The sequence below is a fragment of the Streptomyces sp. NPDC088400 genome, from assembly GCF_044753355.1.
Taxonomy (GTDB): Bacteria; Actinomycetota; Actinomycetes; order Streptomycetales; family Streptomycetaceae; genus Streptomyces.
This window is the reverse complement of sequence record NZ_JBIVMZ010000009.1, coordinates 194514-207613: the sequence shown is the minus strand read 5'-3', so window position 1 is coordinate 207613 and position 13100 is coordinate 194514. Positions and strand designations below refer to the sequence as shown.

14 protein-coding genes are annotated in these 13100 nt (G+C 68.6%); 3 read left to right on the top strand and 11 right to left on the bottom strand.

All coding sequences use genetic code 11. From position 1 onward, the window contains the following. Window positions 1–4 precede the first annotated feature (4 nt). From ACIQD6_RS23500 to ACIQD6_RS23485, 4 genes are read right to left on the bottom strand one after another with little or no spacing between them, the layout of a single operon-like run. Window positions 5–2374 (bottom strand): hypothetical protein, encoded by a 2370-nt coding sequence (locus ACIQD6_RS23500; RefSeq protein WP_401885298.1) that lies wholly within the window; start codon window positions 2372–2374, stop codon window positions 5–7. Beyond that, the gene (locus tag ACIQD6_RS23495) at window positions 2361–3206 is read right to left on the bottom strand and encodes a hypothetical protein (protein ID WP_401885297.1); all 846 of its coding nucleotides are present in this window, start codon (window positions 3204–3206) and stop codon (window positions 2361–2363) included. The genes ACIQD6_RS23500 and ACIQD6_RS23495 overlap by 14 nt, the downstream gene beginning before the upstream one ends. An 8-nt stretch (window positions 3207–3214) precedes the next feature. Continuing rightward, the gene (locus ACIQD6_RS23490; RefSeq protein WP_401885295.1) at window positions 3215–4372 is read right to left on the bottom strand and encodes a hypothetical protein; all 1158 of its coding nucleotides are present in this window, start codon (window positions 4370–4372) and stop codon (window positions 3215–3217) included. Window positions 4373–4418: 46 nt separating this feature from the next. Next, window positions 4419–4994 carry a hypothetical protein gene (locus ACIQD6_RS23485; protein ID WP_401885294.1) on the bottom strand — a complete coding sequence of 192 codons (576 nt, stop codon included), beginning with the start codon at window positions 4992–4994 and terminating at the stop codon, window positions 4419–4421. 289 nt (window positions 4995–5283) lie between these two features. Here ACIQD6_RS23485 and ACIQD6_RS23480 point away from each other — a divergent pair, with 289 nt between their 5' ends. Continuing rightward, on the top strand, window positions 5284–5607 hold the full coding sequence (locus ACIQD6_RS23480; protein ID WP_401885292.1) for a hypothetical protein: 324 nt from the start codon (window positions 5284–5286) through the stop codon (window positions 5605–5607). 589 nt (window positions 5608–6196) lie between these two features. Here the strand turns inward: ACIQD6_RS23480 and ACIQD6_RS23475 are convergent. From ACIQD6_RS23475 to ACIQD6_RS23450, 6 genes are all read right to left on the bottom strand, one after another. Next, the gene (locus tag ACIQD6_RS23475; RefSeq protein ID WP_401885291.1) at window positions 6197–6532 is read right to left on the bottom strand and encodes a hypothetical protein; all 336 of its coding nucleotides are present in this window, start codon (window positions 6530–6532) and stop codon (window positions 6197–6199) included. Between the two features lie 65 nt (window positions 6533–6597). Further along, window positions 6598–6888, bottom strand: a complete 291-nt coding sequence (locus tag ACIQD6_RS23470) for a hypothetical protein (RefSeq protein WP_401885289.1) — start codon at window positions 6886–6888, stop codon at window positions 6598–6600. Between the two features lie 133 nt (window positions 6889–7021). Beyond that, the gene (locus ACIQD6_RS23465; protein ID WP_401885287.1) at window positions 7022–7627 is read right to left on the bottom strand and encodes a phage tail protein; all 606 of its coding nucleotides are present in this window, start codon (window positions 7625–7627) and stop codon (window positions 7022–7024) included. 136 nt (window positions 7628–7763) lie between these two features. Beyond that, window positions 7764–8099 (bottom strand): hypothetical protein, encoded by a 336-nt coding sequence (locus ACIQD6_RS23460; protein WP_401885578.1) that lies wholly within the window; start codon window positions 8097–8099, stop codon window positions 7764–7766. Between the two features lie 388 nt (window positions 8100–8487). Then, window positions 8488–8733, bottom strand: coding sequence for a helix-turn-helix domain-containing protein (locus ACIQD6_RS23455; RefSeq protein ID WP_401885285.1), 246 nt, complete (start codon window positions 8731–8733; stop codon window positions 8488–8490). Continuing rightward, window positions 8730–9239, bottom strand: coding sequence for a hypothetical protein (locus ACIQD6_RS23450; RefSeq protein ID WP_401885282.1), 510 nt, complete (start codon window positions 9237–9239; stop codon window positions 8730–8732). The genes ACIQD6_RS23455 and ACIQD6_RS23450 overlap by 4 nt, the downstream gene beginning before the upstream one ends. A gap of 648 nt (window positions 9240–9887) precedes the next feature. On the opposite strand from ACIQD6_RS23450, the gene ACIQD6_RS23445 reads away from it, so the two are divergent. Together ACIQD6_RS23445 and ACIQD6_RS23440 are read left to right on the top strand one after the other, a co-directional pair. Then, on the top strand, window positions 9888–10247 hold the full coding sequence (locus ACIQD6_RS23445; protein WP_401885576.1) for a helix-turn-helix domain-containing protein: 360 nt from the start codon (window positions 9888–9890) through the stop codon (window positions 10245–10247). Between the two features lie 47 nt (window positions 10248–10294). Beyond that, entirely contained in the window at window positions 10295–10813 is a 519-nt protein-coding gene (locus tag ACIQD6_RS23440) for a hypothetical protein (RefSeq protein ID WP_401885280.1), read from the top strand. Between the two features lie 747 nt (window positions 10814–11560). Here ACIQD6_RS23440 and ACIQD6_RS23435 read toward each other — a convergent pair. After that, window positions 11561–13000: a WGR domain-containing protein gene (locus tag ACIQD6_RS23435; RefSeq protein ID WP_401885277.1), complete on the bottom strand. Its 1440-nt coding sequence runs from the start codon at window positions 12998–13000 to the stop codon at window positions 11561–11563. Window positions 13001–13100 lie beyond the last annotated feature (100 nt).

The window sequence follows — 13100 nt, the reverse complement described above, 5'->3', positions numbered from 1 at the left end:
TCGTTCACGGCGTCACCCTCGCCTTCAGCAGTGCCCGGTAGTCGCCCTCGCCCGCCAGCAGTTCCGCGAGCGTCCCGTACTGGGCCGTGGCCTGCGCGTACGTGCGCTGCGTGCCGTACAGCGGGTCCAGGGGCCCGTCGGGTGTCAGCCCCACGTCCCTCGGTACGCCGTTGAACGACGTGCCGCGCAGCGTGAGTGTCTGCTGCGGCGCGCTCCCGGCGGTGAAGGTCGTACGCATCCCGACCACCCACGCGAGCGTGTCCAGCCGCGCCCCCGCCGTGTCCACCACCCGTACGGCGTCGCCGAGTTGGATACGTGGATCGTGCAGTATCTCGACCTCGCCCAGTACGGGCACCGGGTAGCGCCCCGCGCCCAGCATGGCCTGGGCCAGAACGCCGGCGTCGAAGCCGTTCTGTACCCAGTCGGAGGCGGGTGCCGTGTACTGCTGCCGGCCGTAGTACCCCTGGCTGGTCGTGTTCCACCAGGCCACCTGGCGCTGTTTCGGATCGGCGCTCGCCTTCTGGGAGACGATCCGTACCGAGGGCTTGCCGTCCTTGGTGACGGTCCACAGGGGCGCGGTCCCGGTGTTGGTGAAGCGCGCGATGTACGTGGGGCCCTCGCGGCGGCAGCTGACCGTGACCGCGCCCTTGACCGCCGTGCCGCCGGTCGCCAGGGAGCCGAAGCGCACCCGGTGGCCGTTGTTCTCGGTGGCGTCGTCGGCGACCACCATCGGGCCGATGTCGAACTCCTCCTCGGCGACGGCGTAGGAGACCTCCACCGTCTCGGCCGGGCCGATCCTCCGTATCTCCGTGTCGTCCATGGCCGTCACGTTCTCGCTTCTGACGCCGCCCCAGTCCACGTACGGCTGTTCGCAGTGGTTGCGGCAGGCGTCGATCTCCTCGCTGACGGTGAGCGAGGAGATGTCCCTGCGGGTGGTGACGGTGAGATCGGGGTCGGCCGGCACCTTGGCGAAGCGCGACGGGCCCCTCCAGTGGAAGACGCCCTGCTCGTCGAACTCGGCGGTGGACATGGAGACGCGGGCGATCTCGGTGATCACGTCCCACTGCGAACCCGACACCTTGGGCATGTTGTAGATCGGCAGCGCCTCGTCGTCGAGCACCGCGCCCTTGGTCCATTTCCCCTTCTGCTCCCACTCGTCACGGGGGTAGGAGGGAATGTCGGGCCAGACGCGGTCGGTCACCTGGAGGCATTCCACCGCCATGTCGGTGACCAGATCGACGCGGAAGAGCTCGGCGCGCGGCTGGTTCGCCGGGGCCTCGACGTAGACGCCCGGGCTGCCGGCGAAATGCGAACCGTCGGGGCCGGTCAGCAGCGGCGTCACGGTCGGCAGTACGCCGCTCCCGGTGGACCTGGTGTCGCAAAGGAAGCCGAGGTGCCAACGGCCTCTGAGAGCCGCGAGCTTGCTGATCGTCCACTGGAAGTACCAGGCCGCGCCTCCTTGCGTCCCGGAGTAGATCTGGAACGTCCCCGCCGCGATGTCGACGACCCCGCTCAGATAGCCGTACGCCCCGCCGCTGCGGTCCAGCACGGCCTTGATCTCGATCTTGTTTCCCCTGGCCAGCGCGGTGTTGACCCAGCATTCGAGCAGGAAGACCTTGCCCGGCACGACGAACCGCGAGCGCGGCATCCAGGAGGCCGCCAGCCCGGCGGCCCTCGGCATCAGGGCCATCTCGAAGGGCGCGCCCTCGCGGATCCAGTCGTAGTCGCCGTTCCAGGGCACGGTCTCGGGCTGGCCGTAGGTCGCGTTGACGCCTCCGTGCAGCGAGGCGTACAGCGTGGTGAAGGGGGCCGTGTCGTCGGTGTCGGCCTGCGGTGCGCGGGGCGGCGGGCAGCTGTGGATGCCGCCCTGGCGCAGCAGTTCGTCCACGCACCAGGGTGCGGAGGCGATCCGCCGGCCGGTCATGACGCCGTGGTAGGGGCGGGGCAGCGAGGCCGGTCCGCGCAGCCGCTCCGCGCCGTCCAGGGCCTGGACGGTGACGGTGTCGCTGCCGGAAGCGGCGGTACGGGAGCGTACGGTGCCGCGGAAGGCGGGCAGCGTACGGCCGTTGACGCCGGTGGCGTGGACGACGGACTGGCCGGGGCGTACGGCATCGCCCGTGACGCGGTCCGCCCAGGCGGAGTACCGGCGCGGGGCGGGCTCCCCGCCCTGTCCCGCGATCAGCGCCTCGAACTGTGCCGAGGCGCTGCCGCTGAACGCCCGCATGGCTTCGGGGAGGTCGGTGTTGTAGGCCCGCTCGACCTTCCAGGACTGGACCTGGTCGCCGACTTCCTTTCCGCCGAGGCGGGTTGAGTGGACGGGGGTACGTTCGGGCGCGCCGAGCGCGGCGTCGAGCCGCTCGTCAGAGGACTGCACCGGTCACCTCCACGAGATCGATGCCGACGTTCCGGTACGGGAGACGGGACGCGGGTGTGTCGGTGCAGCCGGTGACCGCCATGGCCGGGCAGCCCTCGCCGAGCGCCAGGGACACGGGCTCCTCGCCGATGGTCAGGCAGGCACCGGCGAGCCCGGTCAGTCCGGTGGCGCCGGGTCCGCCGACGGGGGTGACGAAGGCGGCGTTGCCGGGGGCCGTGCCGGTGACCGTCGCGCCGTTGGCGAACGAGGTGGCCAGATAACCGCCGTCCACGTCCTTCCAGTCCAGCTGGGCGCTGCACAGCCCGGCGTTCCAGTCGGGCGGCACCAGCCAGGACACCCGCATGCCCGGCATCACCGGCCAGCCGGGCCAGACCGGGTGCCGCCAGCCGATCCGGGTGGTCGGATCGTCGCAGCTGCCGAGCACGACATCGTCGACGAACGGGCTGATGGTGATGGCCCCTTGCACCGTGAACCAGTGGTCCAGGCCGGCCGTCTCACGGCTCTGTCCGGCGGCCTGGTAGGGGTCGAGGAGGTTGACGGAGGCGGGATCGAGTACGACGACCGAGCCGCCCGCGTACACATTGCGCCCGAGCATTCCCGGGCCGTTCACGCGCCGGGCGAGCCGCGTCAGATGGTCGGCGTCCGCCGGCTCCAGCCAGTCCCAGGAGAACTTGAGCCTGCGGGCGGTACGGGCCGGAGCGACGGTGGTGATCTGCCCCTCCAGCGACTTGAACTCGGTGACGTTGAGCTCGGGGCTGCGGTCCCAGCTCTTCGCCGCCTGGGTGATCTCGCGCAGCAGTCCTGGCTTGCCTATCCACAGATTCCTGGCCATGTGGTGCCTCACCTCCGGGCGAGCTTGCGCTGTCCGACGAGGACGGCGCGGGCGATGGTCTGGGAGTCCACGTCGATCTGTACGGGCCGCTCGGCGAGCCGCTCGACGGCCTGCGCGAGCCGGTGCAGCGCGGCGCCGCCGCCGGGGTGGTGGCCGAGCATGCTCTCCAGCCGGGAGAGCGGGATGACGGCCTCGGACTCGCCGCCCTCGCCGATGAGCGCGAGCCGGCCGCCCGCGCGGGCCTGGACGATGCCGCCCTTGGCGAGCTGCGGCACCGGGATCTTGGGGAGGTTGAAGGCGAAGCCCCTGCCACCGATGACGGGCACCCAGTCGGGGACGCTGAACTTGACGTGGTTGAGCCCGCCGATGAGGACGTTGAGCCCGCGGACGAGCATGCGGGTGGGGGTCAGGAAACCGTTGACGACGCCCTTGAACAGCGGCCCGATGAACTTCGCGGCGGACGAGGAGGAGTTCCTGATCGCGCTCCAGGCGGCGGTGAGCCCCTTCTTCACCAGGGCCGCGACCTTGTCCATGTTGACGAACTGGGCGATGAGCGGCGCGAGCAGCGTCATGACGAGCCCGAACGGGTTCGACGCCATGGCGAGGTTGAGCCCCTTCTGCGCGGTGGACGCGCCCTTGAGCCCCTTGCCGAGGCTCCCCATGGACTTCCCGCCCTTGTCGGCGTTCTTGCCGGCCTTCCCGACGGACTTCTCCACGGCGTCGGACTGCTTCTTGACGTCCTGGAGGGCCTTCTTGGTCTTGTCGGCGGAACCCTTGAGCTTGTCGAGGGACGTCTTGAACTTGTCCGTACCGCCCCTGGACTTGTCCGCGGAACCCTTGACCTTGTCCAGGGAGGACCTGAACTGGTCGGAGCCGGCGCGGACCTTGCCTATGCTTCCGTCGGCGTTACGAGCAGCCGACTTGATCTTGTCGAGTCCCCCGCCACCCTGGGTCGCTGAGGTCTTCAGCTTCCCCAGTGAGGAATGCAGTTTGTCAGCACTTCCCTTGGCTTTCGAAAAAGCCTGATCAGCCGGTCCGGTCGAGGATTTTATTCTACCGACCGCCGAAGTGGCGGAGTTGGATGAATTACGGAGAGTCTGAAGAGTGGACGACGTTGAGCCTGCCGCGCCACGAAGCCGTCCCAGACTTTCTGCCGCACTCTTCACAGAAGAAACTAGAGTCATGGGTTCCTCGCTACTTTCCTCGCCATTTTCAGCCGCCGATTATGGTCGCGAGTGTCCGTACCGAACGGGAGAGAGTGCTCAGCGTAGGAGATGCGTTCAAAGACTCGTGCCGCAGGTCCCGAATCGCCCGCCTTTCGCGCTCCAACCGCTGCCTCGAATCCCTGGCGTCATCCCGCAGCCCGTCGATCCTCCGATGCGCTCGCGCCGTTTCACCCTTGACCTCAGGGAACTCGGTGTTGAGCCGGACAAACTTCGGATGCAGCTCGCGAACGTATCGCTGATACTCCTGCTTCAACTCGTTGATCCGGTCGGAGAGACCATCCGGGTCCTTCCTGGCCCTCCTCAGCTTGTTCTCGGCAATAAAACTCCTGAGGTCGAATTCAAAGCTGGCAAGCTTGATCCCGCTCGTGACCAGGTTCGCTTCACCGGACACGAGGCCGGCTGACAGAGAGGCGCCCGTGGCAGATGCGGAGCCCCCGACAGCCGATACGGCCGCGCCGACCGCTTCTGCTTTTGCTTTGCCTACCTCAGCCTTCGTCGCGAATGTCTGATAACTTGCCTCCAGTTGTTTGACTCGCTCGTCAAGAGTCGGCTGTTCAGCCATGGTTCTCCAGAATTGAACGGAGGGGATTATGTCCCACTATGACGGTGCCTCACTTGATTTATCAGGCCGAGGCGAGCATGAATTCAAGGTTCCGGACGGGCTTCCCGGAAAGTCCGTCGTCATAGAGGCGTGGGCGGGGATGCTGAGTCGCGGCTTTCGCGTCCACGGAGTCAGAGGTACTGACCAAAAGGTCTGGGATGAATTCCTTGGGGATTCCGGCTTGGGACGTGGCAGAAGCCACATATTGTTACCCGTAGGGGTTTACTCGCTCCTACGGGTCCGTGGCGGTGTGCGGAAACCGGGGCGATGGCACATCAGATGGCTCCCCACCCAGTCCCTGACGGAGCTGGCCGCGGAGAACACGGGCGATGCCTCGCATATTTTCTCCCTGGCCACCCCTGGCGTACGGGTGGCCGTGGAATTCGGGGACGCGGGAGGCTGCCTGGCCCTCTATGACCGCGACGGCAAGCAGCGGCGCGTTATGACGCAACACACGGACAAGTTCCGGGACGTTGTCACGATCCCGGACGCCGGCCTGGTGGCGGTTCAGGGGAGCAGCCTCAAATGGGGTCCCATGAATCCCTGGTCGTTGAGAGTGCTCAAGGGCGGCTGAGCCGCACCGGGCACGCCAGCCGCCCGTACTGCCGCGGTCCGGCCTGGCCGACCGGTATGCCCCCCCCAGGGCCTCGGCACGCTCTTCGACGGGCTCGCCGGGGCTCGGTCGCATCGCTACAGTCCGCACATGAGTACAGGAGTTTTCGCCGCATACGCAGAACTATCACTCGGCCTGGGAGCCGTGCTTTGGGGCTTACTACTCACTCGGAGTTGCTTACGCGAGCATCACAGGAGCCGGACCGCACGAGTTGAGATACTCGGCCATATTCAGCTCTCCGCAGGGAAGTCCTACCGATTTTCACCGGTCGAGGGACGGACGGAGAGCCCAGGAGCAGAGCCGGACTGGATTGCCTCCACGCCACGTAAATTCGGAGATCGCTCATTCTCCGTGGGCGAGGAAGTCCTGATCGACTACGACCCCGGATACCCTTCGTCCTTCTACCCGCCAGGAAAATATCCCCGGTTCCGGTTGTGGCCGTTGGCGCTTGCCGCATGGGCCGTCGGAACGCTCACTGTCGTGCTGGGCGCGATCAACCTGACGTAGCGGTGGGATCCCCGGCCTGATGCCGTCGAGGATGACGACGGCATCAGGCGAAGAACGTGGAGAGTTCCTCCACGCTCGGCCTCTCGGCCGTATCCGACGCGGTCGGGTCCTCCGGTTGTCCTGGCGTTTGTCCTGGCCTCGGGATCGGCAGGGGGTAATCGAGGGTGTCGGCGTCCTCGTCGCGGTTGACCGTGGCGAACATCCAGTTGGCTTCCTGGAGTTGATCCACGGCGTGCGCCAGCAGGTAATCCGTCACCGACCAGTCGGCGGCCTCGCCGTGGAGTTCGCGCGCGAGCGCGCTGTCGCGTGGGAGGTGCTGGACCAGGACCGACAGCCGGCGGGAGGACAGCCTGCCCCGGTGCCAGTCCAGCAGGTCCACGCCGTAGTGGCGGAGCAGGTCCGCCTCAAGGGCCTCGGCGTGCTCTTCGACGAGCTCGCCGAGGCTCAGTCTTCCCCCAGGCCGAGCCCGGTCTCCTTGCCGTACGCCTCCAGGATCGCCCCGATGTCCTGCATCGTGACGTCGTGCCGCTCGAACCGCGTGAACTGCCGCTCGCCGAGGAGCAGCCGGAGCAGGCCGTCGACGTCGTTGTCGTCGAGGTCGCGCAGCTTGCGCGCGGTGGTGCGGGTGAGTTCCGTCGGCAGCTCGAACGAGTCCTCGTCGAGCTCGAAGGTCCAGGCCCGGCCGAGCGCTTCGAGGCGCTGGGCGCGGGCGGCGTTGACGTTGAATCCGGCCATGTCGGGCTCCTGTTCGCCGTGTTGGGGTGCGGTGGGGGATGCGGGGGCGGGGTGGAAGGGGGCGGTGCCCGGCGCGCGCCCGTGGCGCACGCCGGGCACCTGGACTGCCTCAACTGGAGGGGAGAGGCGGGGCTTACGCGTACGCGGCGTCCTTCATCAGCCAGGTGGCCAGCGGCAGCGTCGTGTCGTCCTGCGCGTAGGCCGTGAAGGTGACACCGAGCTTCATCGCACCCGTACGGGTCATCGAGATCTCCTCGGTCTCGGTGACCTGACCGCGCGGGACGATGAAGCGGTACGTCACGTCACCGGAACCGTTGCTGTCGGTGAACTCGAAGCCCAGCTGGCGCTCGTCCGCCTTGGGGTTGGCGGAGAGGTCGTACTTGTACGTACCGGCCGCGGCCGGGGACGCCAGCAGCGACGTGGTGCCACCGCCCATGAAGAACGGCAGCGTGTTCTTGTTGATCTGGAGGAGCTGGAACTTCACGGTCAGCTCACGGTCGGAGTAGATGTAGCGCAGCGCGCTCACCGACTGCCAGCCGTCCACCTGGTCGATCTTGTCCTTCTTGCTGAGCTTGATGCCGTCGGTGGTGGTGTAGCCGAGCTCGGTCCAGCCGGTCCACGCCACGGTGGTGTCGATCGGGGCGGCGGGTGCGCCGGTGGCTCCCGTCGGGGCCGCGACCAGGACCTTTCCGGTACCTGCGACGCGGATTTCCTTGCTGCTGTTGGGGCCAGTAGCCACGTGAACTCCTCATGTAGGGGTGGGACGTTGTGAAGGCGTGGTGCGTGATGAACGGGTGGGGCATCGCGAAGGCCCCGCCGGAAACGGCGGGGCCCGATCAGGGGTGAGCCGGCGCGTGGCGCGGCCGGCTCGCGGACTACGCGGGCCGGATGGACAGCCGTACGGTGGCGAGGTAGCGGTTACCGGCCGGGCGGTTGTAGTCCGGCAGCCAGCGGGGCCCGTCCGCCTCGGCGACATCGGTGACGGCGGCCGTGCCGTATCGCGTACCGACCAGCTCCAGGACACAGGCGCGGGCGGCGAGCGCCACGGCGTGCGCCGTGGTCTTGTCCGGGCCGTACACCTCAAGGTCCAGCAACGGCTGGTCCACATGGAGGTCGTCGACCCACGCACCGCCGACGCGAGAGATCAGGACGGCCTTCTGGGTGCCGTCGAACCCGGCGGCCGGGCGGTTGTCGACCGTGACGCCGGCCATTTCGGACCGGTCTTCGAGGAAGTCGACGACGAGCCGTTCCGCGTCGGGAAAGTTCAGGACGCTCACATGGACGCTCCCTTCCGATTCTGAGGGGCGGGATGGATGTGCCGGACCCGGTCGCGACCCAGGGGAGGGGGATTCCGGGCAACACAAAGCGGCAGGTCCGCCGCCCCTGGGAAGGGGCGCAGCTCTGCCGCTGCCTCAAGTGTGATCGAGGGTCGCGAATCCCGCAACTGATGTGTTGTACGAGGGAGTTGAGGCCATCCGGACGCCCGCTGAGCTCCCCCGGACGCCCCCTGGGCTCCCCCGGACACCACGGGGAGAGGGCCCCACCGGTGTCCGGTGGGACCCTCTCCGCCTCACGCTCTCCCCCTCACGCTCCGCGCTCTCAGCCGCTCTCGCTCCCGGCCGCTCGGGCCTTGCGATGCACCGCCCGGTCCTTGCCATGCACCGCCCGGTCCTTGCGATGTACCGCCCGCTCGGCCGCGAAGACGTCCTCCAGCCGGTAGAGCAGGCGCCTCCCCTGCCGCCCCGCCGCCTGGAGGTGCCCGAGCTGCACCCACTTGCGGATGGTCGCGGCCGACACCTGCACCTCCGCCGCCGCGAGGTCGCCCGAGATCAGCGTCGCGCTCATGAGGCGGCCTCCTCGTGCAGGGTGTGGCGGCAGACCGGGTTCACGCACATCACCGCCGCCCGTTCGGGGAAGGCCCGCAGCGATACGGAATCGCAGGCCGGGCACCGGCCCGCGACCCGTACCAGCTGCTCGGGGTCGCCGAGCGCCCGCGCACAACGGCGGGCCATCCGGCGGGTCTCGTCCTCCACGTGCGCCGCCAGATCCGGCTGGTCGCCGATCCGCTCCAGCAGGCCGGCGATCCGCCGGAGCCGTACGGGCACCGGAGCGGGGGCGACCCGGCGCAGGCCGAGCCGTTCCCGTACGGCTTCCTCCAGTTCCACCACTCCGTCGGTGATGTCGCGGATGGCGTCCGAGACATAGAGCCGCGCCGGGGCGACGGTTCCGGCCGTGGACCCGCCCCCTCGGCGTTCTCGCAGGTCACGTCCGGTGCTGGGGGTGAGTTCCGTCAGAAGTTCGGGAAACCGCCGCACCAGCGAGGCGATCCACAGCGCGCTGCCTCCGCTCATCACGCTGCCCTCCCCACTTCGCGACCGTTACGCCACAAGCGCCCGCCACTGACGCCGTCGAACCAGGTGCGCGCTGGGTCGACGACCGCCTCGCACTCTCTCCGGATGGGGCAGTGATTGCAGGCGCGCAATACCGGTTCGGCCTCCGAAGGGATCCTGGTGAATACGGAGTGCTGCGGCAGGTGGGCACAGGCAGCTTCCCTGCGCCAGTCCAGCTCGTCGTCGGAATGAGAGAAACCCAAGGTCAAGGCGGTTGAGGACACTGTCGTAGATGCAGGCAGGTGCAACCCCTCCCCGTGTATGGGAATATTTGTTCGACAATTGCGAACGCGCGATCAGAGTTACACGGTGCGAGCGCGTGCGCAAGCGACTACCGTCCGTGGGGCCGGGCGGCACCCGGCTCACCACGGCACAAACACCAGAGACCCGGCCGGCGAGATGCTGCACGGCATCCCCACAACAACGCGCGAGCGCGCACACCTATGGGTGCGCGCGCGATCGGTACGCTGTCCTCCGCGATGAGGGGAGAGCGACAACATGGGTTCAAGCTCGTGGGCAGGCGCCCGCAACGACCCGGGTTTCCGCGGCGAAGGCGTCAGGAACCGTGCGGACGGACTGGAGGAGTTCGCCGGCTGGGTCGAGTCACTGATGCGCCGCCGGGGTTACGACATCGACAGCCCACGCGGCGGCGGAAAATCGAAGCTCGCCGACGACGCGGGGGTGCACCGGGCGGCGGTCAGCCGGCTGCTGCAACGGCAGAGCATGCCCGACCTGGAGACAATGCGCCGTCTGGCAGGGGTGCTTGAGGTGCCCCTGCGGGACATGCTGATCCGGTCCGGCAAGCTGTCCGAGGACGACCTCCCGATCGTCGCGCGGCAGCAGGCCGACCCAGCGGAGGACGCCCCGCGGCTGACTCCGCAGGAGGCGGCACGGAAAATGGGAGTGCCCCCGGAACTGCGCGAGATTTTCGTGAAGGTGGCGACACAGTTCCTGTCGGAGGGCACTTAGATGAGTGGGGATCGGCGGCCCTGTGGGGGGCGTGAGGGAGTGCGCGAATGCACAACGAGGGGGGCGGCGCCGACGGTTCTTCCCAACAGGACGGCGTGGCAAGGATGTTGGGAGCCCTACTGATCGAACTGGGTTACAAGGTCCAGCAGGCGGGTGTCGATGGTGTCCACATCCTCAGCGACGAGGAAGTCGAACGGGACCGGCTGCGCTGGTATCGCACGGGCTGGGACGAACACGCCCTCGCGGCCGACCCGCACCGCGCCGGGGCCGTGGAGCACCCCGACACGGAGCGCTTACCCGTCCCGCCGGGCAGGCTGATCCGCTTCCCGGACCCGCCACCCGACGGCACTCCCCCGGACCCACGCACCCCGTCCCGGCCCCCGTCATCCACCGCGCCCCCGACTTCCCCCTCACCCGCCGCCTCGCCCCCGACTTCCCCCTCGCCCGCCGCCTCGTCCCAACCGCTGCCGATCGTGGGCGCGGGCGAGGCGAACGTACGCGACCTGATGCCCCACCGCCCCCGGCACCGGACCCGCCCGGCGAGGGAGCGCGGTGACGAGAGATGAGCGCGAGGACCGCAGACCGCGCGGCCGCTGCCCGGCAAAGGCACTGCCGTGCTTGAAAGATCAGGTGACTGACACTCGCCATCCCCCTCCGCCGGACATCGTCACGTAGCCATGCCATGGCAGCCGCAGGTGTCCCTTCCGGTTCGCACGAGACGTGACCACCCTCACCGGATCCCCGCCGGCCACGGGGCAGTACCCCACGGTCCCCGAGTCCTCGAACTCGTAGTGCAATACCCGCACTTGCTCGTAATAGCGAGTCGGCTCGAAGTAGCCGAAAGTCTCGGTCCCCTCGCCACTGACACCCTTGGAGGAGAGCCCCGGAAGAGCATCCCGGTCGATCAGCCGAACGCGCCAGCGATGAAACCCTCCCGCCCGCTCATGGAGCCGTACGCGCCGAACGGTGAAGGCGTCGGCCTCGGCCGGCAGGACGACTCGGCAGGGACTGGCGCCCCGCGTGGTCACAAGATCGATACTGTCCTCGCCGCTTCCCGCGCCGAACCTGATCGGGCAGAGGGAGAAACTGGAACTGAGACCTCCGCGGATTTCCAATGGCAGGGGCACGCCGGAACCGCTCCTGGGGACACTGATGGTCCGGTCCGACCAACCGGACCATCTGCCTCGGTCTTCGTTACTCAACGCGTTCTCCCGTCGGGACGCCTCTGCCACCAACGCTTCGTATGGTGATGGCCGGTGAAGGAGCGGGCAAGGTCAGTCGGGCCGGGTGGAGCCGGATCCGGAGCGTCCACGTCAGAGCAGGCGCTTGATCTCTCCCCGTACCCGGTAGAAGCCGGACGTCGTGGGGTGCAGGGACTCGACCACGTAGCGGGTGCCCACCTCGCGTATTCCTCGGGGGAACTGGACGTTCCACGACGGCTCGTAGCCGTCCGAGACGACATGGACGCGCATCCGGCCGCCTTCCTGGACGCACTCCACGACCACCCCGCCGGCCGGGGCCGAGGAGACCGCCTCCACGGTCCGGACCGTCGTCGCCGGGGTGTACGTGGGCATCGCCGCCGCCAGCTTGACGTCCATCGCGACGGGAACCGTGCCCTGCTGGGCGGCCGTGACGGCGGCCGTGCTCGCGTCGACACAGACGAGGGAGCCGTCCGTGGTGACCATGTACAGCTTGTCGTCGCGGTACTGCATGGACAGCGCCGATCCGCCGCCCGTACCGAGCTTCCACAGGCGCGTGCCGTCCGCGTCGAAGCAGTACACCGACGAGGCGCTGTCGCCCGCGAAGACGAAACGGCCGCCCGGCGCCGTCGCGCAGGAGTAGACCGCGGTGTCGCAGCGGTACGTCGACTCGACCGCACCGGTGGCCTTCGACAGGCGCTGCACGACGTGCTTGTGCGTTCCCGCGTACACCGACGCGTCCTCCTGCCAGCCGAACAGCACCCCGCCGTCCGTCCGGGTGTGCCACAACTCCCGTGCGCCGCCCGGCTCGTACGCCGTCACTCCCCCGCCGTGCCCGTGGTAGACGGCCCGGTCGTCGGCCCGCACCATCCAGCCGTGTTCACCCGGGGACTTGCGGGCCCACTGGTGCTCGTCCTCGTGGTCGATGACCGTCAGACCGCCGTCGCGGTCCGACACGTTCAGCACGCCCTCGCGGATGTCCAGCCAGAAGATGTCGACCTCCGCCGCGATGTCGTACGCCGCGAACGGCAGCTTCGACGACAGGTCGTACACCTTGCCGTCGTCACACCCCGCGTAGATCCAGAAGTCGTCCGCCACCAGGCACTTGACGCCGTCGGGCAGGGCATAGCGGGCCAGTACGTCGCCGCCGTGGCTGAGTGTGTAGACATCGCCCGCCTGGTTGCCCACCCAGCAGCGGTCCTCGTCTATGTGGATGCCGAAGGCCGCGGACCCCGTACGGAACCGCCACAGCACCGGCGCCACGGCGCGGGCCGTGGACGGCGCGGACGTGGCCTGCCGGCGCGTCACCGACCGGGCCTGGCGCTGCCCCTGGACCGCCGGGGCATACCCCTTGCGGATCTTCTCGCCGATCTTCTTCGACGCCGCCGCCTGCGCCTTGGCCTCGGTCGGGAAGGTCGAGGTCTGCGCCTGCCCGGCCGCGCCGATGCGTCCGTAGCGCACCGAGACGACCGTCCCCTCCACGGTCACCTCGTAGAACTTGTGCGCTCCGGCGCCGTCCTGAGACAACTCCAGATACGTCTTCGCGCACTGCATGGCAGACCCCTCCCCGGGATGGGCGCGGCATCCTGTGCACCGCGCCCAACTGACGACCACGCTAGAAGACGGCACTGACAATCGAGCCGTACGCGCCTCC

Coding starts and splice junctions, on each gene's coding strand:
- ACIQD6_RS23445 (WP_401885576.1), top strand. CDS start 9,888: ATGCGCCGCCGGGGTTACGACATCGACAGCCCACGCGGCGGCGGAAAA.
- ACIQD6_RS23440 (WP_401885280.1), top strand. CDS start 10,295: ATGCACAACGAGGGGGGCGGCGCCGACGGTTCTTCCCAACAGGACGGC.
- ACIQD6_RS23470 (WP_401885289.1), bottom strand. CDS start 6,888: ATGGCCGGATTCAACGTCAACGCCGCCCGCGCCCAGCGCCTCGAAGCG.
- ACIQD6_RS23455 (WP_401885285.1), bottom strand. CDS start 8,733: ATGAGCGCGACGCTGATCTCGGGCGACCTCGCGGCGGCGGAGGTGCAG.
- ACIQD6_RS23485 (WP_401885294.1), bottom strand. CDS start 4,994: ATGGCTGAACAGCCGACTCTTGACGAGCGAGTCAAACAACTGGAGGCA.
- ACIQD6_RS23495 (WP_401885297.1), bottom strand. CDS start 3,206: ATGGCCAGGAATCTGTGGATAGGCAAGCCAGGACTGCTGCGCGAGATC.
- ACIQD6_RS23450 (WP_401885282.1), bottom strand. CDS start 9,239: ATGAGCGGAGGCAGCGCGCTGTGGATCGCCTCGCTGGTGCGGCGGTTT.
- ACIQD6_RS23460 (WP_401885578.1), bottom strand. CDS start 8,099: ATGGCCGGCGTCACGGTCGACAACCGCCCGGCCGCCGGGTTCGACGGC.
- ACIQD6_RS23435 (WP_401885277.1), bottom strand. CDS start 13,000: ATGCAGTGCGCGAAGACGTATCTGGAGTTGTCTCAGGACGGCGCCGGA.